This is a genomic window from Flavobacterium sp. (assembly GCF_017744675.1).
Taxonomy (GTDB): domain Bacteria; phylum Bacteroidota; class Bacteroidia; order Flavobacteriales; family Flavobacteriaceae; genus Flavobacterium.
The window spans coordinates 85,998-109,728 of record NZ_JAGIAV010000006.1 but is presented as its reverse complement, the minus strand read 5'-3'; the positions used below and the strand labels follow the sequence as shown (position 1 = coordinate 109,728).

Here is a 23,731-nt window from a genome sequence, read left to right as displayed (position 1 = left end):
TCATTTCGAGGAACGAGAAATCGCACAAGAAACTCCGCAAAGTAGGTCACAATTCTTTGTCGATTAACGTGTGTGATTTCTCCTTACGTCGAAATGACAAACTGTGCCGATTCACACCATCTTGTATCCTCTGTTTGCAAATTCTACAGACAAAATAAGCTAACCTGAAACTTTAAACCTGAAACAAAATAATTTGTATTTTTGAGAAAACAAATTCACAAAAATGGTTGAAATAAAAACATTTAATCAGGCAACAGAATTAAAAACTCCCAGACGTGTTTTAAAATACGTATTGGTGTTTTGCACTTCGGGAGAAACTACGATTTCTGTTGATGAAAATGAATTTACATTAACCGAAAATTCTGTTATCACGATTACTTCTGGACAAATTCATTATTTTAAAGACATTGAAAATGCTTCCGGATTTATTCTAGAATTTACTTATGCTTTTTTCTGTAAAGACGATAGCGACATGGAACTGATTTTCCATAATGGTTTGTTTTGCCATTTTGCGATGAACGAAATGATCAAGGTCGATCAGCCCGAAATTGTAGTTCGTCAGCTTGAAGAAATTACAAACGAAATAAACCTACAGCCGTATCAATATCTAATTTCTATTCACAGCCGAATTGAGTTGATTTTAATCGAAATCAACCGAACCAAAATAAATCGTGGAGACGAAATCTACAAACCCGATGCTTTATTTCTTCAATTTCTGGAAACAGTTATAAAAAACTTCGATAAAAATCTTTCGGTAAATGAAATCGCTGGTTTGATTGGCACAACCGAAGCCAAACTCAACGAACTTTCGAGATTGCATACGAGTAAAACAGCACAAAATGTTATTTTCGGTTTGATAGTTTCTGAGGCCAAACGACTGCTTACTTATGAAAAACTTTCTGTAAAAGAAGTTGCTTATGCTTTAGGTTTCAATGATCCTTTCTATTTTTCAAACTTCTTCAAAAAACACGCTCAAGTTTCTCCAAAATCTTTTAAGGAGAAAATTGTTAGTGCCTAAATGTTTTTAAACACATAGAAAAATAGATTTTTATTCTAAACTTCTTAAAGTAAATAAAAGAGAAACTAGTTTCTCAACACATAGTCTCGAAGCTTCGGGATGTATATAAAGAAGCGAAACTCCTTTTTTAAGCTTTTACTCTACGCTTCTTTGCGTTTAAAAAATTATAATTACATGCTTTTTCCGAGATTCTCTATTTCTTAGCAAGCGTACTTGCGAGATCTTTGTATCATAATAATTACTAACAATTTAGTCATGAAAAGATATCAGGATTTTGCCATTTTTCTTTTACGTATTGCATTAGCCAGCGGATTTATTTCTGCTGTTTCAAGTCGGTTGGGATTTTGGGGAGCGCAGTCTTCAGGTTGGGAAAATTTCTTGGCTTACGCCGAAAAAGTAAATTCCTTCGCACCAAAAAATTGCATTCCCGCAATTGCCATTACAGCCACAATATGCGAATCACTTTTGGGTTTGCTCCTTTTCTTTGGCTACAAAACAAGATTGGCATCAATTGCCGCATCTGTTTTAACCTTATTTTTTGCATTAGCAATGACCTATTCTTTTGGTGTAAAAGATCCTTTAGATTATTCGGTATTTGTCTTTTCGATGGGCGCTTTTCTTTTATCAACTGTCGAAAAATACCAATGGAGTCTGGACGAAATTCTTTCAAAAAATTAAACACATAGAACCATAGATTTTTTGGATGAAAAAAGAAAGTAAAAGAAACAAGTTTCCAAACATAGCTAAACTATGTGCATTTGAATTAGTGAAACGCCTTTTTAAATCTTCGAAAACTATACTTCTATGTGTTAAAAATAAATACACACAACGAATTAAACAATTTAAAATCAATTACAATGGAAAAACAAATCACAAAAACAAGCGAAGTAAACTGGAAACCTCTTATTGAAGAAGGTGTAAATACAGATGGAATTTTTTATAAAGTATTACGCTTTGACGAAGCCACTAACAGACCTAAAACTTTTTTATTAAAATTTGAAGCTGGCGCTTCTTACCCAAATCATATCCATCCAAGCGGAGAAGAAATCTTTGTTTTAGAAGGCGAAGTTCGATCTGCAAAAGACGAACTGAAAGCTGGCGATTACTTATACATGCCACCTGAAAGTACACATTCTGTATTTTCTAAAACAGGTTGTACGCTATTGTTTGTTGTACCAGAAGAGGTTGTTATTTTGAAGTAAATAAAATATTGAGTAGCCTCCTGCTTTAGCTGGAGGTCTACTTACGAGTCCTTTGAGGCTTTAGCCAAATATATTTTTTGGGCTAAAGCCTTTTTATTTTACCAATTAAAAACCTCCAGCTAAAGCAGGAGGCAATTCAAATAGTTGCAATATTTAAAATTTCTATAACTAATTTACCTCAAATCCTTCTTAATAACCAAATATTTCAAATTGGTATTTCCAGCATTACTTATTCCATGTTCTGCATTTGGCGGGCAGTATAAACTGGTATTTGGTCCGACAACTACCGTTTTGCCATCTAAGAAAAAAGAAGCCGAGCCTTCTAGAATATAAAAGAATTCTTCTTCCGGATGATGGTGTGGCGCATGTGTCGATTTTCCTGGTTCGACAATACTCATTTTTAAAGTGTTTTCCTGAGTAAAGTTTTTATCTGCAAACCAATATTGATAACCTACTTTGGTTTTGGTGGCTTTGTCTATTTCAAAATGATTCACACAGTTTTCGATGGTGTATTGTGGTTCTGCTATTTCTTTTTTGGTTTCCTGAGCAAAGGTTATTTGTTGGAAAAGCAAAAGAGCGATTGCGGTTTTTAGGGTCGTAAGTGTGTTCATTTTTTTATTGTAATGTTACGAAAAATTGACATTCATAAATAATTGGAGAAAATAAAATGGAATCAGTAACATGAAAATTAGAGTTTTGTCATAACTTTGTTTATTAACTTTAGTAAACTTTAAAAATCATGCAAGCAATTAATATCACAGCATATACAGAAGATGACTCTCAGATTGAAGCTGTAAAAGCTTTTATGAAAGCATTGAAGATAAAATTTGAAATTGCAAATATAAAACCTTATGAGCTATCTTCTGAACAACAGGAGATTTTAAATAGCCAGATTAATTTAGACAGAAGTCATTACAAAGATGCTGAATCAATTTACACTGATTTAAAAAAGAAGTATGAATTATAAGATTATCGTTTCTCCAATTGCATTAAAAAATATTGAGGAAGCTATTGAATATTATATCATAAAAGTCAGCAAGAAAGTAGCCTTAGACTTTCTTAATGATTATAAAAAAACCTATAAAGCTCTACAGATAAATCCATTTTATCAATTTCACGATAACAATTACCGCTATCTCCCTTTTAAAAAATTTCCATATGTGGCATTTTTCATTGTTGATGAATTCTCGAAAACTGTCTTTTTAAACGCTGTTTTTCATACTTCACAGAATCCCGAAAAATATCCTGTTCGATAACCGTTAAATTGTAGTTTATATACGTTTCAGCGGGACGCAACCTTTTATCTATATTTCATTTTATTAAAATAATATCCAATCTTTGTAGAGCTACTTGCGAAGATTCTTCGTTCCTTAGAAAGACAAAAATGAGGGTAAACTTTGCGTCTTCGCGACTTTGCAAGATAATTTAAGCAACAAACATCAATCTTTGAAGAGCTACTTGCGGAGATTCTTCGTTCCTCAGAATGACAAAAATGAGGATAAACTTTGTGCCTTCGCGACTTTGCGAGATAATTTAAGCAACAAATTTGAATCCGGTTTTGCAGAATATCAGAAATAAAAAACTACTTTTAAAACCGCTTAAAAAGCAACTTTTAAATCTCTTTATTATGCCTTCACTCCAACTTAAAATAAAATCAACCCTTTTATTTGTTATTACTTTAACTTTTACAAATTTTATATACGCTCAAACATCAAAAGAAAAAAATCATGCCTTAATAGCAAAAGGCGCAGTTCTCACAAAACTATCCGATCAATTCAGTTTTACAGAAGGACCTGCTGCGGATAAGAAAGGAAATATTTATTTTACGGATCAGCCTAATAATAGAATCATGAAATGGTCGGTTAATGGCGAACTTTCTGTTTTTATGGAAAATGCAGGAAGAGCTAACGGTTTGTACTTTGATCGTACAGGCAACCTTTTGGCTTGCGCCGATGAAAAAAATGAGCTTTGGAAAATTGACAAAAACAAAAATTATACGGTATTAATAAACAATTTCGAAGGAAAAAGGCTGAATGGTCCCAATGATCTTTGGGTTGACCCAAAAGGTGGCATCTATTTTACAGACCCTTTTTACAAAAGGGACTACTGGACGCATACCTCCAAAGAAATAGAGAAAGAATGCGTTTACTATTTATCTCCAGATAAATCCAAAATTATCAACGTTGAGAATGATCTTGCAAAACCTAATGGCATTATTGGAACTTCGGATGGAAAAACCTTATACGTAGCTGATATAGCGGCAAATAAAACGTACTCTTATACAATCGAAAGTAATGGCTCTTTAGGCAAAAAAAAGCTGTTTACTGAATCTGGTTCAGATGGAATGACAATAGACGAATCTGGAAACATTTACCTATGCGGAAAAGGAGTTACCATATTCAATCCACAAGGAGAAAAAATAGCCCATATTGAGGTTCCTGAACCATGGACAGCTAATGTTTGTTTTGGAGGAAAAAAATTTAAAACACTATTTATTACAGCCAGTAAAAGTGTTTATACATTAGAAATGAACGTTCGGGGAATCAAATAATCTGAAATCTATCGAAAAATTGTTCATCGCAAAATGTTGTACTCCTCTTTTTTGAATCTATTAAATCAAATGCTATGAAGAGCTGTAGGCTCGACCAAATTATTGTAGGACCGGATTTCAATCCGGTCATTTATAGATTTTCACAATGCAAAAGATCCGTAGGATCGATACATATTCTTACCTGTTCACTATTTGCCGTTCCTACGGAACTCATTTGATGTTTCTATTTTATTATTCAACGGATTAAAATCCGTTGCTACAATATTTGTCATTCCTGACGGATTTTTTTTCAGATCTGTTTCGAAATCTATCAAAAAAGATACTTCTCGCCTAGCCCCGATCGAAACGGCATCCTTTTGTGTTGGGGTTCAACACAAAAGATATAGTGTAGAGCGGGACAAATATTCTTGAAAACGAAAATTTTGTTGCTCCTCAAAAATATTTCAAAAATTACAAAGCTTGTAAAATCAGCACTTCACAAGTATTTTTTGAATTACTTATCGTGCGATAAGAAAATATTATGATAAAAATATTTTGTAATTCGAAAAACCGCCATACATTTGTCTAACAGTGTTAAACGATTTAATACTTGAATACAATGGCTAGCAAAGATCGAATTTTAAGACAAAAAGAAGAGACAAGAAATAATATTCTTGGCGCTGCTTATGATATCGTAAAAGAAGAAGGCTGGAATGGTTTGAGTATGCGTAAAATTGCTGACAGAATCGAATATACTGCTCCTATTATTTATGAATATTTCTCAAATAAAGAAGCAATTTTAGAAGAACTGACAGGCAAAGGTTTTATGAAACTGGCTAAGGAGTTGCAAGCTGCAATAGATAAGTTTGAAAAACCCGAAGATCAGTTAGAAGCTATGTGGATGACCTATTGGGATTTCGCTTTTACTAATACTGAAATGTATCAACTTATGTTTGGTGTTCAAATGACTTGCTGTGCGCAGCGATGTTCGGCTCAGGAGGCACCTTACAAATTATTCACCGATGTTATTGCTGAAATCATGAAGGACAGCAACCCAACGCAAGATATTATAAAGCAAAAGTACTTCACTTTCTTTTCTGTTATTCATGGTTTAATCGCCATCAACATCATTAACAAAAGTGATATTTTAGAAACAATTAATGCTCAAATTTTGAAGGATGCCATTGGTGGTATCATCAAATCAATACAATAAAAAAAATTTTTCAATTTTACTTAACAGTGTAAAATGATTTAAACGGGATAATGTAAAATCCTTTTTTTTATAACTTTCGCTTAACACTGTTAGAAAATTTAATAAAGGTAATAAACGAGTTTTTTTTACTCATTTACTTAACAATGTTAGATAATTTAATACTGATTTAAAATAGAATTGAAAAGGTTTTGCTGTATGGAAATTTGCGCACTTTTACTTAACAACGTTAGATAATTTAATTTAATTAAATATGAATCCCGAGAATTCCAGAATTCCAGAATTTTTTACCCGAGAAAATGTTCAACCAATTAAAACCACTATGAAAATGAAAAATGTAATTATAACCAGTTTTATTCTGGCATTAGTGTTAAGCAGCTGCGCCGATAAAAATCAGGCTCCTACTGCTCCACCTCCACCAGTTTTGCCAGTTTTGGCTATCACAAGTGCAAACACAATCACTGACTCTGAATATCCTGCTTCTATACAAGGAACTGTAGACGTTGAAATTCGTCCGCAAGTAAGCGGAAACCTAGAAAGAGTTTATGTTGACGAAGGTGCTTACGTAAACAAAGGACAAACATTATTTAAAATCAATGAACGTCCGTTTCGCGAGCAGTTAAACAATGCTTTAGCAAGTCTTCATGCGGCCGAAGCGGCTTTAATCAACGCTAATTTAGAAGTTGATAAATTGACTCCGTTAGTTCAGAACAAAGTAGTTTCTGATTATCAGTTAAAAACAGCTAAAGCCACTCAAAAAATTGCTAATGCAAACATCGAGCAAGCAAAAGCAATGGTGGGTTCTGCTAAAATTAATTTAGGATATACTAACGTAACAGCTCCAGTAAGCGGTTATATTGGAAGGCTGCCTAAAAAACAAGGAAGCTTAGTTTCTGCAACTGATGTTGAGCCTCTTACTACTCTATCTGATGTTCACGAAGTATTTGCTTATTTCTCTTTGGGTGAAACAGATTTCATCAACTTTAAAGAGCAATATGCAGGAAGTTCATTAGGCGATAAAATCAAAAAATTACCTCCAGTTACTTTGATTTTGGCTGATAACAGCGCTTATCCAAAAACAGGAAAAATCGATATGGTTGATGGCCAGTTTGATAAAACTACAGGGGCTATCACGATTAGAGCAACTTTCCCAAATGCTAACGGAGTTTTACGCTCTGGAAACACAGGAAGAATCCGTTTAGGATTAAACCACGACGATGCTATTTTGGTTCCGCAGGCTGCTACTGTTGAAATGCAGGACAAAGTATTTGTTTTCACCGTTGGAAAAGATAACAAAGTGACTAAAATGCCAATTACCGTTGTAGGGAAAAGCGGTACGAATTATTTAATTAAAGACGGCGTAAAATCTGGTGACCAAATCGTGTTAAGCGGTATTGACAAACTTCAGGACGGACAAGCGATTCAGCCTGAAAAATCAACTAAAGTTGCCGAAGTAACTAACAAAAAATAATTATAAAATCAAATGTTCAAAATATTTATACAAAGACCAGTACTGGCAACTGTAATCTCCATTTTGTTGGTGATTCTGGGTGTGCTTGGTTTAACTAAACTGCCTTTACAACAGTTTCCCGATATTGCGCCTCCATCAGTTTTGGTAACGGCGGTATATCCTGGAGCTAACGCAGAAACGGTTTTACGTTCTGTTGCACCTTCTATCGAAGAGTCTATAAATGGTGTAGAAAACATGACTTACATGAGTTCTACTGCAAGTAACGATGGTAGTTTGGCGATTACTGTTTTCTTCAAACTAGGAACAAATGCAGATCAGGCCGCAGTAAACGTACAAAACAGAGTTGCTCAAGCAACAAGCCAATTGCCAGCAGAGGTTGTTCAGCAAGGTATTATCACGGCTAAACAGCAAAACAGTTTCATCATGGCGATTGGTATGTACACAGATGATGAATCAAAATACGATCAGACTTTTGTTGCCAATTATGCACAGATTAATATTATTCCAGAATTAAAACGTATTCCTGGAGTTGGTTCTGCCAGTATTTTTGGTGGAGTAAAAGATTACTCTATGCGTGTTTGGTTAAACCCAACTCAAATGTCTACTTACAAAGTAACGCCAAATGAGGTGATGGCAGCGATTCAGGACAAAAGTTTGGAAGCTGCTCCAGGTAAATTTGGGGAAAGAAGTAAGGAAGTTTTTGAATACGTAATTAAATATAAAGGTAAACTTAGTAAACCAGAAGATTATGAAAATATTGCTATACGTTCTAATGCAGATGGCTCAGTACTTCGCTTAAAAGATGTTGCGAGAGTTGAGTTAGGTGCTTACTCCTACAACAGTTTAACTCGTTTAAATGGTAAAAAAGGAGTTGTAATTGGAGTTATTCAGTTAGCTGGATCTAACTCGAATGATATTCAGATTGCAATCAATAAAATGATGGAAAAAGCTTCTAAAGATTTTCCAACAGGCATTAAACACAATATTTTCTATAGTACAAAAGTATCTTTAGACCAATCAATCGAACAGGTTGAACATACCTTACTGGAAGCTTTTATATTAGTTTTCATTGTGGTATTTATCTTCCTGCAAGATTTTAGATCAACTTTAATCCCGGCTATTGCTGTACCTGTAGCAATTTTAGGAACGTTCTTCTTCATGCAGTTATTCGGATTCTCGATCAACCTTCTAACGCTTTTCGCATTAATTCTGGCGATTGGTATTGTGGTAGATGACGCGATTGTGGTCGTCGAGGCCGTGCATGCGAAAATGGAGCACAAACATCTGCCTCCAAAAATCGCCACCCATGAAGCAATGCACGAAATAACGGGTGCTATTATCTCGATTACGCTGGTAATGGCTGCTGTATTCCTGCCGGTTGGTTTTATGGAAGGCTCTACGGGAGTTTTCTATCGTCAGTTTGCCTTTACGATGGCAATTGCAATTGTAATTTCGGCTGTTAATGCCTTAACTTTGAGTCCAGCTCTTGCGGCTTTGTTCTTAAAAGACAATCACGGAGAGCATGATGCAAATGCACCTCATGAGAAAAAAGGATTTAAAGAAAAATTCTTTACCGCTTTTAATAGCAGTTTTGAATCGCTAACCAATCGTTATGTTGGCGGAATAAAATTCTTAATCAGAAAAAAATGGTTGAGTCTAGGCGGATTGGCTTTAATTACTGTAGCAACTGTTTTATTAGTAAAAACAACTCCTGCAGGATTTATTCCTACAGAAGATCAAGGATTTATTGCCATTGCAGTTAACACTCCATCTGGAACATCTCTTGACGGAACTCAAAAAGTAATGACTGAAGCTGAAAATACATTAAGAGGTTTAGACGCTTCAAGATTCGTAACAGCGATTTCAGGTTTTAACTTATTAACGAATTCTACAAGTCCATCTTCTGCAGTTGTTTTCGTATTGCTGAAACCAAACGAAGAACGTGGAGAAATCAAAAATATTGACGAAATCATGAATCAGGTTCGTGGCAAACTGGGCGCTATTTCTGGCGGAAGTTTCTTCGTATTCAGTTTCCCAACAGTTCCTGGATTTAGTAACGTTGAAGCTTTAGATTTGGTTCTTCAGGATAAAACGGGAGGAAAACTAGACAAGTTCAGCGGTATTTCTCAAAATTTCATTGGAGAATTGATGAAACGTCCAGAAATTGCGGTTGCCTTTACATCTTTCAAAGCCGATTATCCTCAATTGCAATTGGAAGTTAATGATGAAAAAGCGAATCAGTTAGGCGTAAATGTAAAAGACATTTTACAAACCATGCAAGCTTATTTTGGTAGCGCGCAAGCATCAGACTTCAACCGATTTGGTAAATATTACCGTGTGGTTGTTCAAGCTGATATTGCCGATAGAGCAGATCCAACAGCAATTGACCGTGTATTCGTTAAAAATAAAACAGGCGAAATGGTGCCGATAAATACTTTAGTAAAACTAACTCGTATTTATGGTTCTGAAACCGCTTCTAGATATAATTTGTTTAACTCAATTTCTATTAATGCCATTCCGAAACCAGGATTTAGTTCTGGAGATGCCATTAAAGCAATTGAAGAAGTAGCAAAACAACAATTGCCTGCAGGTTACGGGTTTGAATTCTCGGGCCAAACGCGCGAAGAGATTTCTTCAGGAGGTCAGTCGGCTACAATTTTCTTACTGTGTTTGATATTCGTTTATTTCCTACTTGCTGCACAGTATGAGAGCTATATCCTTCCTCTAGCAGTTATCTTATCAATTCCTGCAGGTATTTTTGGAGTATTTGTAGCTATCGGTTTAACAGGAATCGAAAACAACATTTATGTTCAAGTTGCTCTTGTCATGCTGATCGGACTTCTCGCCAAAAATGCCATTTTGATTGTGGAATTTGCGGTACAAAAAAGAAAATCAGGTATGGCCTTAGTAAGAGCGTCAATTGATGCTGCAAAATTACGTTTGCGACCAATTATCATGACTTCTCTTGCCTTTGTAGTGGGTCTTGTGCCAATGATGAGCGCAAAAGGACCATCGGCTCAAGGAAATCATTCGATTAGTATTGGAGCAGCGGGCGGAATGCTTTCTGGAGTAATTCTAGGATTATTTATCATCCCAGTATTATTCATTGTGTTCCAACATTTACAAGAAAAAATCAGCGGAAAACCAATCGCTGTAGTTCACAACGAAGAAAAATAAAATATGGAAAACTATATAACGACAATCCTTGTTGCCATCATCTTTGGCATCGGATATATATCATACAGAATCTCGAAAGATCTTGAAACCAGAAAAGATACTTGTTCAGAAATTTAAGCTGAGAGAGATTTAAAAATATATTTTAATACATAGAAACATAGCTAAACTATGTGCATTTAAAATAGTGAAACGCCTTTTTTAAGTTTACAAAACTATGTTTATATGTGTTGAAAAAATTACACCCAAAGCCAAAGGGTACAGAAATCTAATAAAAAGACAATGAAAAATTATATAACCAAAATCGTGACCTTCGCCATTCTGATCACGACCATAATATCCTGTAAAGTTTCAAAGGATCTTGAAACTCCAAAAGATGCATTTCCTGAGAATTTCAGGAATGCATCGGTTTCGAGTGATACCACAAGTATTGCCGATATCGAGTGGAAAAACTTCTTTACAGAAAAAGATATTATCAAATTGATTGACAGTGCCGTTGCAAGAAACAACGACCTTCAGATTGCCGAAAAAAATATCGAAATTGCCCAATATCGTTTTACACAATCAAAATGGGGAAATGTGCCTCAGGTTAACTTATTTGTAAATGCGAGTACAAACAATCCGTCAGACAATAGTTTTACTGGATTAAACTTAAATCAGGCAATTGGAGCTAAACATATTGACGATTATTCTGCTGGAGCTTCTCTTTCTTGGGAAGCTGATATTTGGGGAAAGATCAAAAACCAAAAGAAAGGGGCTTACGCAGGATATCTTCAGTCTGAAGAAGTAAAAAAGGCATTGCAGACCAATATTGTGGCTAATGTTTCGAGAGGATATTATAACCTTTTAATGTTGGATGCACAATTGGATATTGCCAGACAAAATCTTCGTTTAAATGATAGTACGACTAATATTATCAAATTAAAATACGATGCTGGTCAGGTAACAACTTTGGCCATTCAACAATCGGAAGCACAGAAATTAAACTCAGCACAGCTGATTCCATTATTGGAGCAAAATATTGCGATTCAAGAGAATGCATTGAGTGTTTTAACTGGTTCTTTCCCAAATTCGAAAGAAAGATCAGTTCGTTTAAGCGCACTAGAAGTGAAACACAATACAGCAATCGGAGTTCCGTCTGCATTAGTAAGCAGAAGACCTGATGTAAAAAGTGCCGAACTGGCTCTAAAAGCTGCCAACGCAAATGTCGGTATCACGAAAGCGGATTTATACCCAGCTCTCAGAATTACGGCTCAAGGCGGCGTAAACTCTTTTGAAACCAGCAATTGGTTCAACATTCCAGCTTCTTTGTTTGGAACAGTTGCAGGAGGTTTAACACAGCCACTTTTAAACAATAAAAAACTTAGAACACAATACAATATCGCTGTCGCGGAAAGAGAAAAAGCAGTTTTAAGTTTTAGACAATCGGTTCTAGTTGCCGTTAGCGAAGTTTCGGATGCTTTGGTTAAAGTAGAGAAATTACAGCAACAGGAAACTTTCTTAAAAGAAAAAGTAAAAACGTTACAGCAGGCTATTAAAAACGCTAACTTATTATTTAAAAACGGATTAGCAGAATATCTTGAAGTTTTAACGGCTCAAGCCAATCTTTTACAAAGCGAACTAGAACTTGCCGATATCAAAAGACAGCAACTTACAGCCAATACAGATTTGTACCGCGCTCTAGGCGGAGGCTGGAAATAATACCCGTTACATTACCCGTTAATTATTTATTTTTTGAGATGAAAACGCTGTGGAACCTTTTGGTTTCATGGCGTTTTTTGGTTTTTTAATTTGCCACTAAGGCGCCAAGGCACTAAGATTTTTTTAAAGTCTCTCGCAGATTTTTTTATCTCATCAATACCTTCCTGATACATTTCTATAAATTCATATATTTACTTTCAGATTATTAATCATTCTATGAAAAAATACTACTTCATTCTTTTTATATTTTTCGTTTCGATAATTAGCTGTGAGAAAACTAAAACAGTAACTAATACATCTGAATTAGATACAACCAAAATTGTTAAGCCTCTTCCACCATTAGACTATGAGAAGTATATGAAGAATGTTCCTAAGACTGATAGTTTATGTAATGGTGAAATTGAAAGAGCAAAAAATGATCTTTCAAAATACGATGGAGTCTATGTTCAAACAATATGTTTTGGATGCGATTTTAAACCTTATGAAGAAGAAATTAAAGAAGTTCTTAAAAAGAAGAAATTTAAACTTGGAATTCAAGATATTGGTTGTGTGAGATATGAAGGCCAGACTGTAGGCTGTTATAGTGCTTACATAGATTTAAAAATGAAAGCAAAATATGGTGAAAATTATAAATCAGAAATAGAAAATGAAGCCATAAAAATTCTAATTAAGAATATAAATACCAATGATAAAATTATTAGTATTTATGACTTGGAAAAAGCCGAAAAACCACAACTTTTAAATTATTATGTTGAAAGTGATTATTATACAACTATAAAGACAGATTTACCTATAAATAAAAAAAGTGCTCATAATCTTTTTGTTGATGTAGATTTCATTGTAGAAAAAAATGGAACAATAAGTAATTTAAAAGAAAGTAATTGGGTGAATGAGAATGGTATTAACAAAAAATACGAAAAAGATTTAATTAATCTAGCCTTAAAAACCCTTAAAAAAGATTACAACAATTGGAGACCTGGATCCTATAAAGGAAATAAAGCCAGAGTACAAAATAGTTTAAGAATTAGCTTTCAATAAAATGCAAACTATTTCCAAATAAACCCAATTGTGTAAAATCCGTTGTGAGATTTTGCTTTCTTTAAAAAACAAAAAACTTCGACTTATTTTCTTACTTTTGAAAAGAAAAAACTTAGTGTCTTTGCGCCTTCGCGGCAGGACATAATTAATAAATTTAAACTAATGAAAAAAATAGCATGCTTCGCGCTTTTAGCTTTAGCATTTACAAATTGCAAACAAAACAATTCGGAGAAAGAATTAGAATCGGCTAAAACTCCTGTTGATACTGTTGCTGCAGCCAAAAAAGAAATAAAAGAAGAGAATCCAGAAGAAGGAGATTGTAAGGATATCGAAGTGGAAATGGGATCTGGAAGAGAATGTATTATAAAAGATACAGATATCAATCAGGTTTATCAAAATATCATTAAAAATAAAGAAGTAGATGAATCAGAATTTTATTTAACCACTCTTCCAACTGAAAAAAAATCTATTGAAGTAAATAAAGAGGGATTAATCTCTATTGATTACGAAATTGCTAAAGACAAAGTTGCTATTACGATGAATTATGAAGGTGGTGTAACTGAGGTAACGATAGAAAAAATAAATAATACAGTTAAAAAAAGCATTTATCATTATGCTGATTAATTTTTTTTTGCCACGAAGGCGCTAAGACACAAAGTTTTTGTTGCCACTAATTTTTCGCGAATTAATATTTTAGAATAAAAAAATTAGTGAAAATTAGTGTAATTCGTGGCAGTCATAAATAAATCTTTGCGACTTAGCGCCTTAGTGGCAAATCTCCAAAAAAATGACTTTCGATAAAGAAACATACCTCAACAATCTAAAAGTAACTATTGAAAGTTATTATCCTATTTCTGACAAATCGTGGAAATTGATTGAAAGCACAACAGATTTCCAAACGATCAAAAAAGGAGAAACCCTATTACGAAATGGAGAGATTGCCAAAAACCTTCATTTTATTGCAAAAGGAGCTTTAAGAGCTTTTATAACAGATGAACAAGGGAATTTCTATAATAAAAATCTTTTCCTTGAATATTATCTTGCAGGCTCTAAAGTTTCATTGATGCTCCAAACTCCTTCTAATTTTACTATAGAAGCTCTAGAAGATTCGATTATAATCAATATCAATTATAAAAGATATATTGAACTGATTAATGAAAATGATGACCTAAAAAACTTCTATATTGCTCATTTAGAAAAAAACTGGATCATCGACAAAGAACAAAGAGAAGTTGCCCTTGTTATGCAGAATGCTACTGAAAGATATGTCAATCTTTTGGAGAAACATCCTGATATTGCCGATCGTATTCCGTTGCTGCATATTGCATCGCATTTGGGCATTACTCCAACTCAGTTAAGCCGAATTAGAAAAAGTCTAGAAAAAGATTTATAAATCAACATATGTAAAGGCTTTTCAAGGAAGCTCATTTTATCTTTGTTCTAGATTTAAATTCGATATCAAAAAATGAAAAATACAGACCTCATCAAAGACAATATTGACAATCTTACAGCGCTTTGGAAAACGGTTGCCACTCCTCTACTTTCTTACCATAAAAATGATCCTTTTCAATTCAGTCAGATAAAAAATTCAGGCTGGCCAAATAGATTATGGTTTCGAGAAGATATTACAGAAGAAAATCTGCCTCAGATTCTTGATATTATAGACCAAAACCCAGGTTTGATTATTCCGTATTGGAATATTTTTAGAAGCAATTCCAATGAAATCTTCGAAAAAAACGGATTCCAAACACGAATCCAGCTCATGGCAATGGCTTTAAAACTGGGAGAAAAATTTTCCTCAGAAAGTAATCTTACTTTCAAAAGAGTTTTTAATGAAGAAGATGCCCAAACTTGGTCCGACATTTATCCGCTATCTTTTGGCTATGTAATTAGCAAGGAAACATTGGTTCATAATTATGAAAACATAGAGTTTTATTTGGTTCATCTAGAGGATAAACCAATAGGGACGCTTACTCTTTTTCAAACCAGAAATATTATGGGAATTCATGGTGTTGGGGTTATTCCAGAAATGCGTAAAAGAGGTTTCGCCGAAGAAATCATGAAATTTGCCATTAACAAAGCTATTGACGCTGAAGCTGAATATGCGCATCTACAAGCTTCTCCTTTAGGGAAAGGCATTTATACCAGATTGGGTTTTGAAGATTTGTTTTTGATCACCAACTATTTTTTAAATTCCAATATTTAAAAATTCCAATTTTCTGGCTTTGCGTTTACTTTCTTTTGAATGTTTCTCGCAGATTTATTTCTCGCAAAGACGCAAAGTCGCAAAGAAAAATTAAAAAACTTTGCGACTTTGTGACTTTGCGAGAGCTTTTATTTCGTTTAATACATACCAACTATCAATTTACATTTCACAATTAACAATTAACCATTCATAATTAAATTCTGTCCAAAATGCCCCTAAAATAGTCGCAAATGTGTAGTTCGTTACAAAGAAAACATTATTAGATTTGTAATACATTAACTAATAACTATTTAAAACAAATACCCAATGAAAACAACAAAAATCATTTTTTGGACTACTACTATTCTTATTTTTTTATTTGAAGGCGTTATGCCGGCTTTAACTTCACAATCAGAACTGGCTAAAGAAGGCATTAGACATTTGGGCTATCCAGAATATTTTGGAAATGCGTTGGTTGTATTTAAAATTCTTGGCGTTTTAGCTTTAATTATTCCACAAGTACCAGGACGCGTAAAAGAATGGGCTTATGCAGGATTTGCTTTCGATTTTATTTTTGCTTCCATAAGTCATTTTGCTGTTGACGGAGTTGATTTTCAATCTTTCTTCCCTCTAATCGTCTTTGCCATTTTAATTGTATCGTATGTAACATATCATAAAATACAGCGTTATAAAAACATAGCACTCTAAAAACCAAAACTTTATGATTGAAGTTTTTAAAACAAATGTTCAAGAAGAATCTCAATGCCATCAAATCATTGAGAAACTTCTTGAGCATTATCCAAACAGCGCGATTAACTTCGATTTAGAAGATTGCGACAAAATCCTCCGTATTCATGCGCCTGCTATTTCGAATACAAAAATTATCGACATCTTAAATTCGCACGGCTACTTTTGCGAAGTCCTTCCTTAAAAAATTAACACCTCTCAAATGCTTGACCTATAGCATTTTAATATTTTTTATTGTATATTTGAAGGAGTATCATTTCCCCTAATTCTATAAATTTAATTTCACAGCTTCTGTACTGAGGTTTTTTCATAAACCAATCGGTATACATCAACTGTCGAATTTTCAATTTCTAAAATTAAAAAAAAATGAAGAGCGCTATTCAAAATACCTTACTGGAAACCTACAGTAAATTGCACGATTTAATTTCCTCTTTTTCAAAAGAAGAAATCAATATTGTTCCGTTTGAAGGGAGCTGGACTGCTGGGCAAACTGCGCAACATATTATTCTGGCATGCTCTGGTTTAACTATGCTATTTGCAGGAAATACAGAAAAAACAACCAGAGAACCTGATCAAAACGTAAAAGCTCTTGATGCTATTTTTTTAGATTATTCCACCAAATACCAATCTCCCAAAAACATAGAGCCTCCTGATATCGAATATGAAAAAGGAACGCTGCTGGCTTCTATTAAAAAAATACAAAACGATTTATTTGAAGCCGCAGAAACTTATGATTTGACACTAACGTGCCTAGATTCTAAAGTACCTGGATTTGATCATTTTACCATTTACGAATGGCTCTATTTTGCCATTATACATACGCAACGGCACACACAGCAGATAAAATCGATTTACGAGCATATCAAAAAACAATAGAGCCTATTTAACTCAAAATTAATTTTATGAGATCAAAAGTTAAGACCATTGTTTCCTCTGGTTTAGTTGCAGGAGCATTAGACATAACTGCCGCTATTTTAATTTATGCAGGGATACTGCATAAAACAACAGCCGAAAAAATTTTACAGTCTATTGCAAGCGGAATTTTTAGAAAGGAAGTCTACACAGGCGGACCAGAAATGACTTTTGCGGGTTTGGGACTTCATTTCTTAATTGCTTTTATTTTTGCCTGGTTTTATTTTAAGATTTTCCCCTATATCCCATTTTTCAAAATAAACACTTTGCTTTCGGGTGTCTCTTATGGTTTCTTTATTTGGGTAATAATGAATCTCGTTGTGCTGCCCATTGTGTTTCCGGTTTTACCCGAGAAGAATTTAGATTTTCCGCTTTTGCTTTCTATCCTTATTGTGATTTGCTGCGTCGGTATTCCGATTGCTTTCATAACTAGGAAATATTATGCGAAATGGTATTAAACTAAGTAACAAAGGGACAAAGTTACAAAGGGACAAAGGCCAAAAAACACTTTGGCACTCTGTAACTTTGGCACTTTGTCTCTAAAAAATAAAAAGTAACAAAGGCAAAAAAAAACTTTGGCACTTTGTAACTATGTCACTTTGTCTCTAAAAATAAAAAGTAACAAAGGCCAAAAGAAAACTAAACTTTTCTTCGTCCTGTAATTAATGATATAATAAACAGCACTAAAAAGATAAAGAATAGAACTTTTGCGATACTTGCGGCTCCGGCAGCGATACCGCCAAAACCAAAAATTCCGGCTATGATAGCAAGAATGATGAATATAACTGTCCAACGTAACATAATATTGATTTTTTAAGTTCTTAATACGACTATTTTATAAACCTTTTTGTTTGTTTCAAAATTCTTTTATTCCTACAAATCTTGTTAACTCTATACGCTTAATTATTATCCCAATAAATTAAAACAACGCCAGAGTACACGCCACTTTCACTATTATTTGCCAGCCTTACAGAATTACCATGTTTATGCTTTTGAGTTAATTTTTTGATCGATTGGATTAATTGCCGCTTCTATCTCAAAGTAATTTTAGATAAAATTTACAACGGTAATGAAAGAAGCTACGAAACATGGTGTGATTCTAGAAAAAACAGATCGAACTTTTGAAGAATTAGGTGTTTTAAATCCAGCCATTTATCAAGACGGAAATACTGTTCACATGTTTTACAGAGCTGCAAAAAGAGGAAATTTTTCTACCATTGGGTATTGCCGTTTTGATGGGCCAACTACATTGGTTGAAAGAAATACACAGCCAATTTTTGTTCCTGATTATATCTATGAAATTCATGGCGTAGAAGATCCAAGAATTACCAAAATAGACGACAGGTTTTATATGACATATGTCACCTATGACGGAATTAATGCTTGTGGAGCCTTGGCTGTTTCAAAAGATTTGAAAGTTTTTAAGAAAAAAGGCATTATAACGCCAAGATTTATTCTTAATGAATTTACAAATTTGATTCGAAAACATTTACAGAATCCTAGCATTGCAAAGATTTTGGCATTTAATACAGAAAGAAATTATCCGCTTACAGAAACGATCAAAGACAATCTGTTTGTTTGGGATAAAAATGTGGTTCTTTTTCCGAAAAAGTTCAATGGAAAATTCGTTGCCTTGCACCGCTTATTTCCATCGATTCAGATTTTTTCGTTTGAAAAGAAATCAGAACTGACCGAAGATTTTTGGAAAGATTACTTAAAAAATCTTCCCGATCATATTATAATGGAACCAAAATATGATCACGAAACAAGTCACATTGGTCCAGGAGCCCCGCCAATAGAAACAGCAGACGGCTGGCTCTTAATTTATCATGCTGCTGAAAGAAGAGAGAAAGGTTTGGTTTATCATGCCGCCGCTGTTTTGCTGGATTTAGAAGATCCTTCAAAAGTTATAGCCAGACTGCCAAAACCTATTATCACTCCTTCAGAATATTACGAAAGACATGGTTATGTCAATTATGTGGTTTTCCCAACAGGAACAGCCATTTTTGATGACCAACTATATATTTATTATGGCGCTGCCGATGATAAGATTGCGGTGGCATCTCTGAACCTTAACGAGTTATTAACCGAATTAAAAATGAACTCTCATGAAAACAATATCTAATAAATCAAAAATCGTTTTTTTATCTACTTTTCCGCCTACGCAATGCGGCATAGCAACCTATACTCAAGATACCATTAAAGGAATCACAGATGTTTATGGTAAATCTATCAAATGCGAAATATGTGAACTTGTTGATAAACCCAAAGAACAACCAACACAAGCATTTACCTTAAACACCAAAAATCGAGAAGAATATGCCAAAGTAGCCGAGGAAATTAATCAGGATGAAACTGTGAAATTGGTTCATATTCAGCATGAATTTGGTTTGTTTTCAGGAAATTACGGAGATCATCTCTTAGATTTTTTAAATGTCATTAAAGCACCAGTTACCTATACTTTTCATAGTGTAATTCCGAATCCGAATGATGAATTAAGAACATTCGTAAGATTGCTTTTGAGTTATAGCAATTCGGTTTTTGTAATGACAAATAAATCTAAAGAAATACTAATCAACGACTACGACATCAATGAAGAAATAATTACTTGCGTGCCTCATGGAACCCATATTGTAATCTACGAAACTCCAGAACAGGCAAAAGAAAAATTAAACATTCAAGACAGATTAGTACTTTCAACTTTCGGCCTTTTGGGTGAAGGTAAAAATATCGAAACAGGCTTACAGGCCTTACCAAAAATTATCCAAAAAGCACCAAATGCTTTATATCTAATTATTGGCAAAACACACCCCAACTTAATTAAAGAGGGTGTTGATACCTATCGAGATAAATTGGAAGGTTTGGTTAAAGAATTAAATCTTCAAGATAATGTTCGTTTTATCAATCAATATTTAGATACTAACGAGCTTTTAGAATATTTGAAAGCGACAGACATTTATATGTTTACTTCAAAAGATCCAAATCAAGCTGTGAGCGGCACTTTTGCTTACGCGATGAGCTGTGCTTGTCCGATTGTGGCTTCTAAAATTCCGCACACGAGAGAAGTTTTAACAGCAGATTCTGGAATTTTATGCGATATCGGAAATTCTGATCAATTTGCTGAAGCCGCGATTAAACTAATCGAAGATGAAAATCTAAGACATGAAATGGGAGTCAGCTCGTTTACCAAAATGAGAGCTTCATCATGGGAAAATGTCGGAATTACCCAAATGAACACTTATAAAAAACTCATCAAAAATCCGTCAGAAATTAAATTCAGCTATCCTCCTATTCAGCTAAAACATATTAAGAAACTAACAACTGAATTAGGAATCATTCAATTCAGCAAAATTTCGATTCCAGACTTAGATTCAGGATATACTTTAGATGACAATGCTAGAGCATTGATTGCGTTCTGTATGCATTACAAACAGACTCAAGATAAAGACGATTTGGCCTATATTTTAATCTATTTAGACTTTATTATCCGTTGCCAAAAACCAAAAGGAGACTTTATCAATTATGTCGATAAAGAAAACCGTGAGCATGTTGAACAAAATGCCGAAGTAAATTTGGAAGATTCTAATGCAAGAGCTCTTTGGGCTTTAGGAACTGTGGTTTCAATGTCTGATATTCTTCCAGAAACCATTACCAAAAAAGCAACAAAATGTTTATTGAATTCATTAAAATGGGCCGAAACAATTCAGTCGCCACGTTCAATTGGTTTTGCTACAAAAGGACTGTATTTGTACCATACCAGAATTCCTAATCTATATGTTGCAGCAATCATTAATAAACTGAATGCTAAACTTTTGGCAAATTACGAAGATACAGCTACAGAAGATTGGCAATGGTTTGAAAATTATCTGACTTATGGAAACGGAATTCTTCCAGAATCTATGCTATATGCGTACTTAATTACCAATAAACCGGTTTACAAAAAAGTAGCTTTAGACTCTTTAGATTTTCTGATTTCTAAAACATTTGTAAAAGGAACTTTTAAAGCCATTTCAAACCAAAGCTGGCATCATAAAGGCTCAGAACCGAGTGAATATGGAGAGCAGCCAATTGATGTTACTTATACCATTCAAACTTTAAATGCATTTTATAATGTTTTTAAAACTCCAGAATATAAAAAGAAAATGAAAGCGGCATTTAACTGGTTTTTAGGCAAAAATCATTTAAACCAGATTATGTATAATCCTGTAAGTGGCGGCGGTTACGACGGACTTGAAAAATACAATGTAAACTTAAATCAAGGCGCAGAATCTACCGTTTGCTATCTCACCGCAAGATTATTAATGGAAAAACTGGCAATGTCGCAATCGCGTGTTATTCCGTTAATAAAATCCCGAAGCGGCATCGCTATAAATTTATAATAAAAGAAATTGAAGCTAACCAAATACTTCATTTTTAAACCCTGAAAATCCCTTTCTTAATGGAAGGGATTTTTTTTTTACACCAATAATTTCAAAAATAAATTTGCCTATCTACTAATAGGTAGTATATTTGCATAAAAATTATGATCATGACAACAAGAGAAGTAATTGTAGATAAAGCAGATCAGTATATTCGAAACAAAGGTTACAATGCCTTTAGTTTTAAAGATATATCAAATGATATTGGCATAAAAACAGCCTCCATACATTACCATTTTCCAACAAAATCAGATCTTGGAGTAGCTACCATTAAAGAACATATTGCTCGATGTGAAGCTTTGCAAGAAAGAGTAGCTAATGAATCTCCATTGGTAAAACTAGAAGCTTTCTTAGACGTACAAGCACAAATTAAAAAAGAAAATAAAGTATGCATTGTAGGTTCATTGGCTACCGATTTAAATACTTTGGACGATTCTATAAAAGCAGAACTAGAAAAATTTGCGCAACTGGTACTTACTTGGGTTACTGAAATCCTAATAGAAGGAAAAGAACTCAAGATATTTGATTTTGAAATGTTGCCAAGAACAAAAGCAATAATGATAATAACCAATATGGTTGCCATTGTACAGCTTTCAAGACTTACAAATGATAGTGATTTTGATTTGGTAAGAGAAACGATATTAACAGAATTAAGACCAAAAAAACAATGAAAAGAGTAGTAATTACTGGATTAGGAGCCGTAACTCCTATTGGAAACAATGTTGCAGAATATTGGAATTCCTTGAAAAATGGAGTAAGCGGTGCTGCTGCAATAACTAAATTTGACGCCTCACAATTTAAAACCAAATTTGCATGCGAGGTCAAAAACTTTGATCCGAAAGATATTTTCGAAAAAAATGAAATTAGAAAATATGACCTTTTTACACAATACGCCCTATATTCTGTAAATGAAGCTGTAACGAACGCTAATATTGATTTTGACTCTTTAAACAGAAACCGTATTGGAGTTATCTGGGGATCTGGAGATGGCGGCGTTTCCACTTTTGAAGAACAAATTGGCGAATATAAATTAGGAAATGGAACGCCAAGATTCAATCCGTTTTTTATTCCAAAAAGAATTATCAATATCGCATCGGGAGCTATTTCAATTAAATATGGACTTCGTGGTGTCAATTACACTACAGTTTCTGCCTGTTCTGCTAGTAACAACGCCATCATAGATGCTTTTAATTACATTCGTTGGGGAAAAGCAGACATGATTATTAGTGGAGGTTCTGAAGCTTCTATAACAGAATCTTCTATTGGCGGATTTAATGCTTCAAAAGCATTATCAACTTTAAATGATGATTGCACTAAAGCCTCACGCCCATTTGATATTACACGCGACGGATTTGTTTTGGGCGAAGGTGCGGGCGCAATTATACTGGAAAGCTATGAACATGCCATAAAAAGAAATGCCGTTATTCTTGCCGAAATTGTAGGTGGCGGATTAGCTGCAGATGCATATCATTTAACAGCCACACATCCAGAAGGTGAAGGAGCTGTTCTCGGAATGGGATTAGCTCTCGAAGAAGCAGGAATTTCTCCTGACCAAATTGATTATATCAATACACATGCGACCTCTACTCCAACAGGCGATTTAAGCGAATTAAAAGCTGTGGAGAAAGTTTTTGGCGCAAATCCGAATGCTAATATCAGCGCAACAAAATCAATGACAGGACATTTGTTAGGCGGTGCCGGAGCAATTGAAGCAATTGCCTGTATTAAAGCAATTCAAGAAAACATTATTCCACCTACCATAAATACTCAAAACGTCGAGCCAGAATTTGCAGACAAGTTTAATTTGACACTTTCAAAAGCGCAATCAAGAACAGTAAATTATGCGATGAGCAATACCTTTGGTTTTGGCGGACATGTCGCTAGTTCAATTTTTAAAAAGTTTACAGAATAACTTTTACTCTCATTATTATTCAAAAATCCCTTTCCATTAAGAAAGGGATTTTTTGTTTGTGCGCCACAACGCCAATTTACTGCAATTATTGTGCTTTTATGAAAATTATATAAGGCTCAAAAAAAGTTGTGTAAAATATTTTAACAAGTATTGGGCTAACTTTCCTATATCATTTAACGAGTAGAGCAAAACTGTTAAATTATTGATTTTCAT

Annotated in this window: 24 protein-coding genes; 22 read left to right on the top strand and 2 right to left on the bottom strand. The window is 34.1% G+C overall.

The genetic code is table 11. The features are described from left to right. Window positions 1–223: 223 nt before the first annotated feature. The 3 genes from J7574_RS19335 to J7574_RS19325 all read left to right on the top strand — a co-directional run bounded on the left by J7574_RS19335 (window position 224) and on the right by J7574_RS19325 (window position 2,220). On the top strand, window positions 224–1,018 hold the full coding sequence (locus tag J7574_RS19335) for an AraC family transcriptional regulator (RefSeq protein ID WP_290972528.1): 795 nt from the start codon (window positions 224–226) through the stop codon (window positions 1,016–1,018). A gap of 255 nt (window positions 1,019–1,273) precedes the next feature. After that, entirely contained in the window at window positions 1,274–1,696 is a 423-nt protein-coding gene (locus tag J7574_RS19330; protein WP_290972526.1) for a DoxX family membrane protein, read from the top strand. Between the two features lie 179 nt (window positions 1,697–1,875). Further along, window positions 1,876–2,220, top strand: coding sequence for a cupin domain-containing protein (locus J7574_RS19325; protein ID WP_290972523.1), 345 nt, complete (start codon window positions 1,876–1,878; stop codon window positions 2,218–2,220). Between the two features lie 173 nt (window positions 2,221–2,393). Here J7574_RS19325 and J7574_RS19320 read toward each other — a convergent pair whose 3' ends face one another. After that, window positions 2,394–2,831: a cupin domain-containing protein gene (locus J7574_RS19320; protein ID WP_290972520.1), complete on the bottom strand. Its 438-nt coding sequence runs from the start codon at window positions 2,829–2,831 to the stop codon at window positions 2,394–2,396. Window positions 2,832–2,959: 128 nt separating this feature from the next. Between J7574_RS19320 and J7574_RS19315 the strand changes: the two genes are divergently transcribed. The 15 genes from J7574_RS19315 (at window position 2,960) to J7574_RS19245 (ending at window position 17,646) form a co-directional block, all read left to right on the top strand. Continuing rightward, window positions 2,960–3,187 (top strand): DUF2683 family protein, encoded by a 228-nt coding sequence (locus J7574_RS19315; RefSeq protein WP_057123481.1) that lies wholly within the window; start codon window positions 2,960–2,962, stop codon window positions 3,185–3,187. Then, on the top strand, window positions 3,177–3,476 hold the full coding sequence (locus tag J7574_RS19310) for a type II toxin-antitoxin system RelE/ParE family toxin (protein WP_290972511.1): 300 nt from the start codon (window positions 3,177–3,179) through the stop codon (window positions 3,474–3,476). Before J7574_RS19315 ends, J7574_RS19310 begins: the two co-directional genes overlap by 11 nt. A gap of 371 nt (window positions 3,477–3,847) precedes the next feature. Further along, entirely contained in the window at window positions 3,848–4,771 is a 924-nt protein-coding gene (locus J7574_RS19305) for an SMP-30/gluconolactonase/LRE family protein (protein WP_290972509.1), read from the top strand. 598 nt (window positions 4,772–5,369) lie between these two features. After that, the gene (locus J7574_RS19300; protein WP_290972508.1) at window positions 5,370–5,963 is read left to right on the top strand and encodes a TetR/AcrR family transcriptional regulator; all 594 of its coding nucleotides are present in this window, start codon (window positions 5,370–5,372) and stop codon (window positions 5,961–5,963) included. 250 nt (window positions 5,964–6,213) lie between these two features. Further along, the gene (locus tag J7574_RS19295; RefSeq protein ID WP_290972506.1) at window positions 6,214–7,431 is read left to right on the top strand and encodes an efflux RND transporter periplasmic adaptor subunit; all 1,218 of its coding nucleotides are present in this window, start codon (window positions 6,214–6,216) and stop codon (window positions 7,429–7,431) included. Window positions 7,432–7,443: 12 nt separating this feature from the next. Then, window positions 7,444–10,608, top strand: coding sequence for an efflux RND transporter permease subunit (locus tag J7574_RS19290; protein WP_290972505.1), 3,165 nt, complete (start codon window positions 7,444–7,446; stop codon window positions 10,606–10,608). Between the two features lie 279 nt (window positions 10,609–10,887). Next, a complete protein-coding gene (locus J7574_RS19285; protein WP_290972503.1) occupies window positions 10,888–12,306 on the top strand; it encodes a TolC family protein in 1,419 nt (472 codons plus the stop codon). 216 nt (window positions 12,307–12,522) lie between these two features. Next, complete coding sequence (locus tag J7574_RS19280) at window positions 12,523–13,344, top strand: hypothetical protein (protein ID WP_290972500.1); 822 nt, start codon at window positions 12,523–12,525, stop codon at window positions 13,342–13,344. Between the two features lie 162 nt (window positions 13,345–13,506). Further along, on the top strand, window positions 13,507–13,968 hold the full coding sequence (locus tag J7574_RS19275; protein ID WP_290972498.1) for a hypothetical protein: 462 nt from the start codon (window positions 13,507–13,509) through the stop codon (window positions 13,966–13,968). A 163-nt stretch (window positions 13,969–14,131) separates the two neighbouring features. Next, a complete protein-coding gene (locus J7574_RS19270) occupies window positions 14,132–14,737 on the top strand; it encodes a Crp/Fnr family transcriptional regulator (RefSeq protein WP_290972496.1) in 606 nt (201 codons plus the stop codon). A 72-nt stretch (window positions 14,738–14,809) separates the two neighbouring features. Beyond that, complete coding sequence (locus tag J7574_RS19265) at window positions 14,810–15,550, top strand: GNAT family N-acetyltransferase (RefSeq protein WP_290972493.1); 741 nt, start codon at window positions 14,810–14,812, stop codon at window positions 15,548–15,550. A 306-nt stretch (window positions 15,551–15,856) separates the two neighbouring features. Beyond that, the gene (locus J7574_RS19260; protein WP_290972490.1) at window positions 15,857–16,237 is read left to right on the top strand and encodes a DoxX family protein; all 381 of its coding nucleotides are present in this window, start codon (window positions 15,857–15,859) and stop codon (window positions 16,235–16,237) included. Between the two features lie 13 nt (window positions 16,238–16,250). Further along, complete coding sequence (locus tag J7574_RS19255) at window positions 16,251–16,460, top strand: hypothetical protein (RefSeq protein ID WP_290972487.1); 210 nt, start codon at window positions 16,251–16,253, stop codon at window positions 16,458–16,460. Between the two features lie 182 nt (window positions 16,461–16,642). Continuing rightward, a complete protein-coding gene (locus J7574_RS19250) occupies window positions 16,643–17,152 on the top strand; it encodes a DinB family protein (RefSeq protein WP_290972484.1) in 510 nt (169 codons plus the stop codon). Window positions 17,153–17,178: 26 nt separating this feature from the next. After that, window positions 17,179–17,646 carry a DUF1440 domain-containing protein gene (locus J7574_RS19245; protein WP_290972481.1) on the top strand — a complete coding sequence of 156 codons (468 nt, stop codon included), beginning with the start codon at window positions 17,179–17,181 and terminating at the stop codon, window positions 17,644–17,646. Window positions 17,647–17,827: 181 nt separating this feature from the next. Here J7574_RS19245 and J7574_RS19240 read toward each other — a convergent pair whose 3' ends face one another. Continuing rightward, on the bottom strand, window positions 17,828–17,989 hold the full coding sequence (locus tag J7574_RS19240; RefSeq protein ID WP_008467744.1) for a DUF1328 family protein: 162 nt from the start codon (window positions 17,987–17,989) through the stop codon (window positions 17,828–17,830). 268 nt (window positions 17,990–18,257) lie between these two features. On the opposite strand from J7574_RS19240, the gene J7574_RS19235 reads away from it, so the two are divergent. The 4 genes from J7574_RS19235 (at window position 18,258) to fabF (ending at window position 23,518) form a co-directional block, all read left to right on the top strand. Beyond that, window positions 18,258–19,313: a pesticidal protein Cry7Aa gene (locus J7574_RS19235; protein WP_290972476.1), complete on the top strand. Its 1,056-nt coding sequence runs from the start codon at window positions 18,258–18,260 to the stop codon at window positions 19,311–19,313. After that, on the top strand, window positions 19,297–21,567 hold the full coding sequence (locus tag J7574_RS19230) for a glycosyltransferase (protein ID WP_290972473.1): 2,271 nt from the start codon (window positions 19,297–19,299) through the stop codon (window positions 21,565–21,567). Before J7574_RS19235 ends, J7574_RS19230 begins: the two co-directional genes overlap by 17 nt. Before the next feature lie 149 nt (window positions 21,568–21,716). Further along, a complete protein-coding gene (locus tag J7574_RS19225) occupies window positions 21,717–22,277 on the top strand; it encodes a TetR/AcrR family transcriptional regulator (protein WP_290972470.1) in 561 nt (186 codons plus the stop codon). Next, window positions 22,274–23,518, top strand: a complete 1,245-nt coding sequence (gene fabF / locus J7574_RS19220) for a beta-ketoacyl-ACP synthase II (RefSeq protein WP_290972467.1) — start codon at window positions 22,274–22,276, stop codon at window positions 23,516–23,518. Before J7574_RS19225 ends, fabF begins: the two co-directional genes overlap by 4 nt. Window positions 23,519–23,731 lie beyond the last annotated feature (213 nt).

Excerpts from the sequence above, each read along its gene's own strand:
- J7574_RS19335 (WP_290972528.1), top strand. The coding sequence starts at position 224 with ATGGTTGAAATAAAAACATTTAATCAGGCAACAGAATTAAAAACTCCC.
- J7574_RS19330 (WP_290972526.1), top strand. The coding sequence starts at position 1,274 with ATGAAAAGATATCAGGATTTTGCCATTTTTCTTTTACGTATTGCATTA.
- J7574_RS19325 (WP_290972523.1), top strand. The coding sequence starts at position 1,876 with ATGGAAAAACAAATCACAAAAACAAGCGAAGTAAACTGGAAACCTCTT.
- J7574_RS19320 (WP_290972520.1), bottom strand. The coding sequence starts at position 2,831 with ATGAACACACTTACGACCCTAAAAACCGCAATCGCTCTTTTGCTTTTC.
- J7574_RS19315 (WP_057123481.1), top strand. The coding sequence starts at position 2,960 with ATGCAAGCAATTAATATCACAGCATATACAGAAGATGACTCTCAGATT.
- J7574_RS19310 (WP_290972511.1), top strand. The coding sequence starts at position 3,177 with ATGAATTATAAGATTATCGTTTCTCCAATTGCATTAAAAAATATTGAG.
- J7574_RS19305 (WP_290972509.1), top strand. The coding sequence starts at position 3,848 with ATGCCTTCACTCCAACTTAAAATAAAATCAACCCTTTTATTTGTTATT.
- J7574_RS19300 (WP_290972508.1), top strand. The coding sequence starts at position 5,370 with ATGGCTAGCAAAGATCGAATTTTAAGACAAAAAGAAGAGACAAGAAAT.
- J7574_RS19295 (WP_290972506.1), top strand. The coding sequence starts at position 6,214 with ATGAATCCCGAGAATTCCAGAATTCCAGAATTTTTTACCCGAGAAAAT.
- J7574_RS19290 (WP_290972505.1), top strand. The coding sequence starts at position 7,444 with ATGTTCAAAATATTTATACAAAGACCAGTACTGGCAACTGTAATCTCC.
- J7574_RS19285 (WP_290972503.1), top strand. The coding sequence starts at position 10,888 with ATGAAAAATTATATAACCAAAATCGTGACCTTCGCCATTCTGATCACG.
- J7574_RS19280 (WP_290972500.1), top strand. The coding sequence starts at position 12,523 with ATGAAAAAATACTACTTCATTCTTTTTATATTTTTCGTTTCGATAATT.
- J7574_RS19275 (WP_290972498.1), top strand. The coding sequence starts at position 13,507 with ATGAAAAAAATAGCATGCTTCGCGCTTTTAGCTTTAGCATTTACAAAT.
- J7574_RS19270 (WP_290972496.1), top strand. The coding sequence starts at position 14,132 with ATGACTTTCGATAAAGAAACATACCTCAACAATCTAAAAGTAACTATT.
- J7574_RS19265 (WP_290972493.1), top strand. The coding sequence starts at position 14,810 with ATGAAAAATACAGACCTCATCAAAGACAATATTGACAATCTTACAGCG.
- J7574_RS19260 (WP_290972490.1), top strand. The coding sequence starts at position 15,857 with ATGAAAACAACAAAAATCATTTTTTGGACTACTACTATTCTTATTTTT.
- J7574_RS19255 (WP_290972487.1), top strand. The coding sequence starts at position 16,251 with ATGATTGAAGTTTTTAAAACAAATGTTCAAGAAGAATCTCAATGCCAT.
- J7574_RS19250 (WP_290972484.1), top strand. The coding sequence starts at position 16,643 with ATGAAGAGCGCTATTCAAAATACCTTACTGGAAACCTACAGTAAATTG.
- J7574_RS19245 (WP_290972481.1), top strand. The coding sequence starts at position 17,179 with ATGAGATCAAAAGTTAAGACCATTGTTTCCTCTGGTTTAGTTGCAGGA.
- J7574_RS19240 (WP_008467744.1), bottom strand. The coding sequence starts at position 17,989 with ATGTTACGTTGGACAGTTATATTCATCATTCTTGCTATCATAGCCGGA.
- J7574_RS19235 (WP_290972476.1), top strand. The coding sequence starts at position 18,258 with ATGAAAGAAGCTACGAAACATGGTGTGATTCTAGAAAAAACAGATCGA.
- J7574_RS19230 (WP_290972473.1), top strand. The coding sequence starts at position 19,297 with ATGAAAACAATATCTAATAAATCAAAAATCGTTTTTTTATCTACTTTT.
- J7574_RS19225 (WP_290972470.1), top strand. The coding sequence starts at position 21,717 with ATGACAACAAGAGAAGTAATTGTAGATAAAGCAGATCAGTATATTCGA.
- fabF (WP_290972467.1), top strand. The coding sequence starts at position 22,274 with ATGAAAAGAGTAGTAATTACTGGATTAGGAGCCGTAACTCCTATTGGA.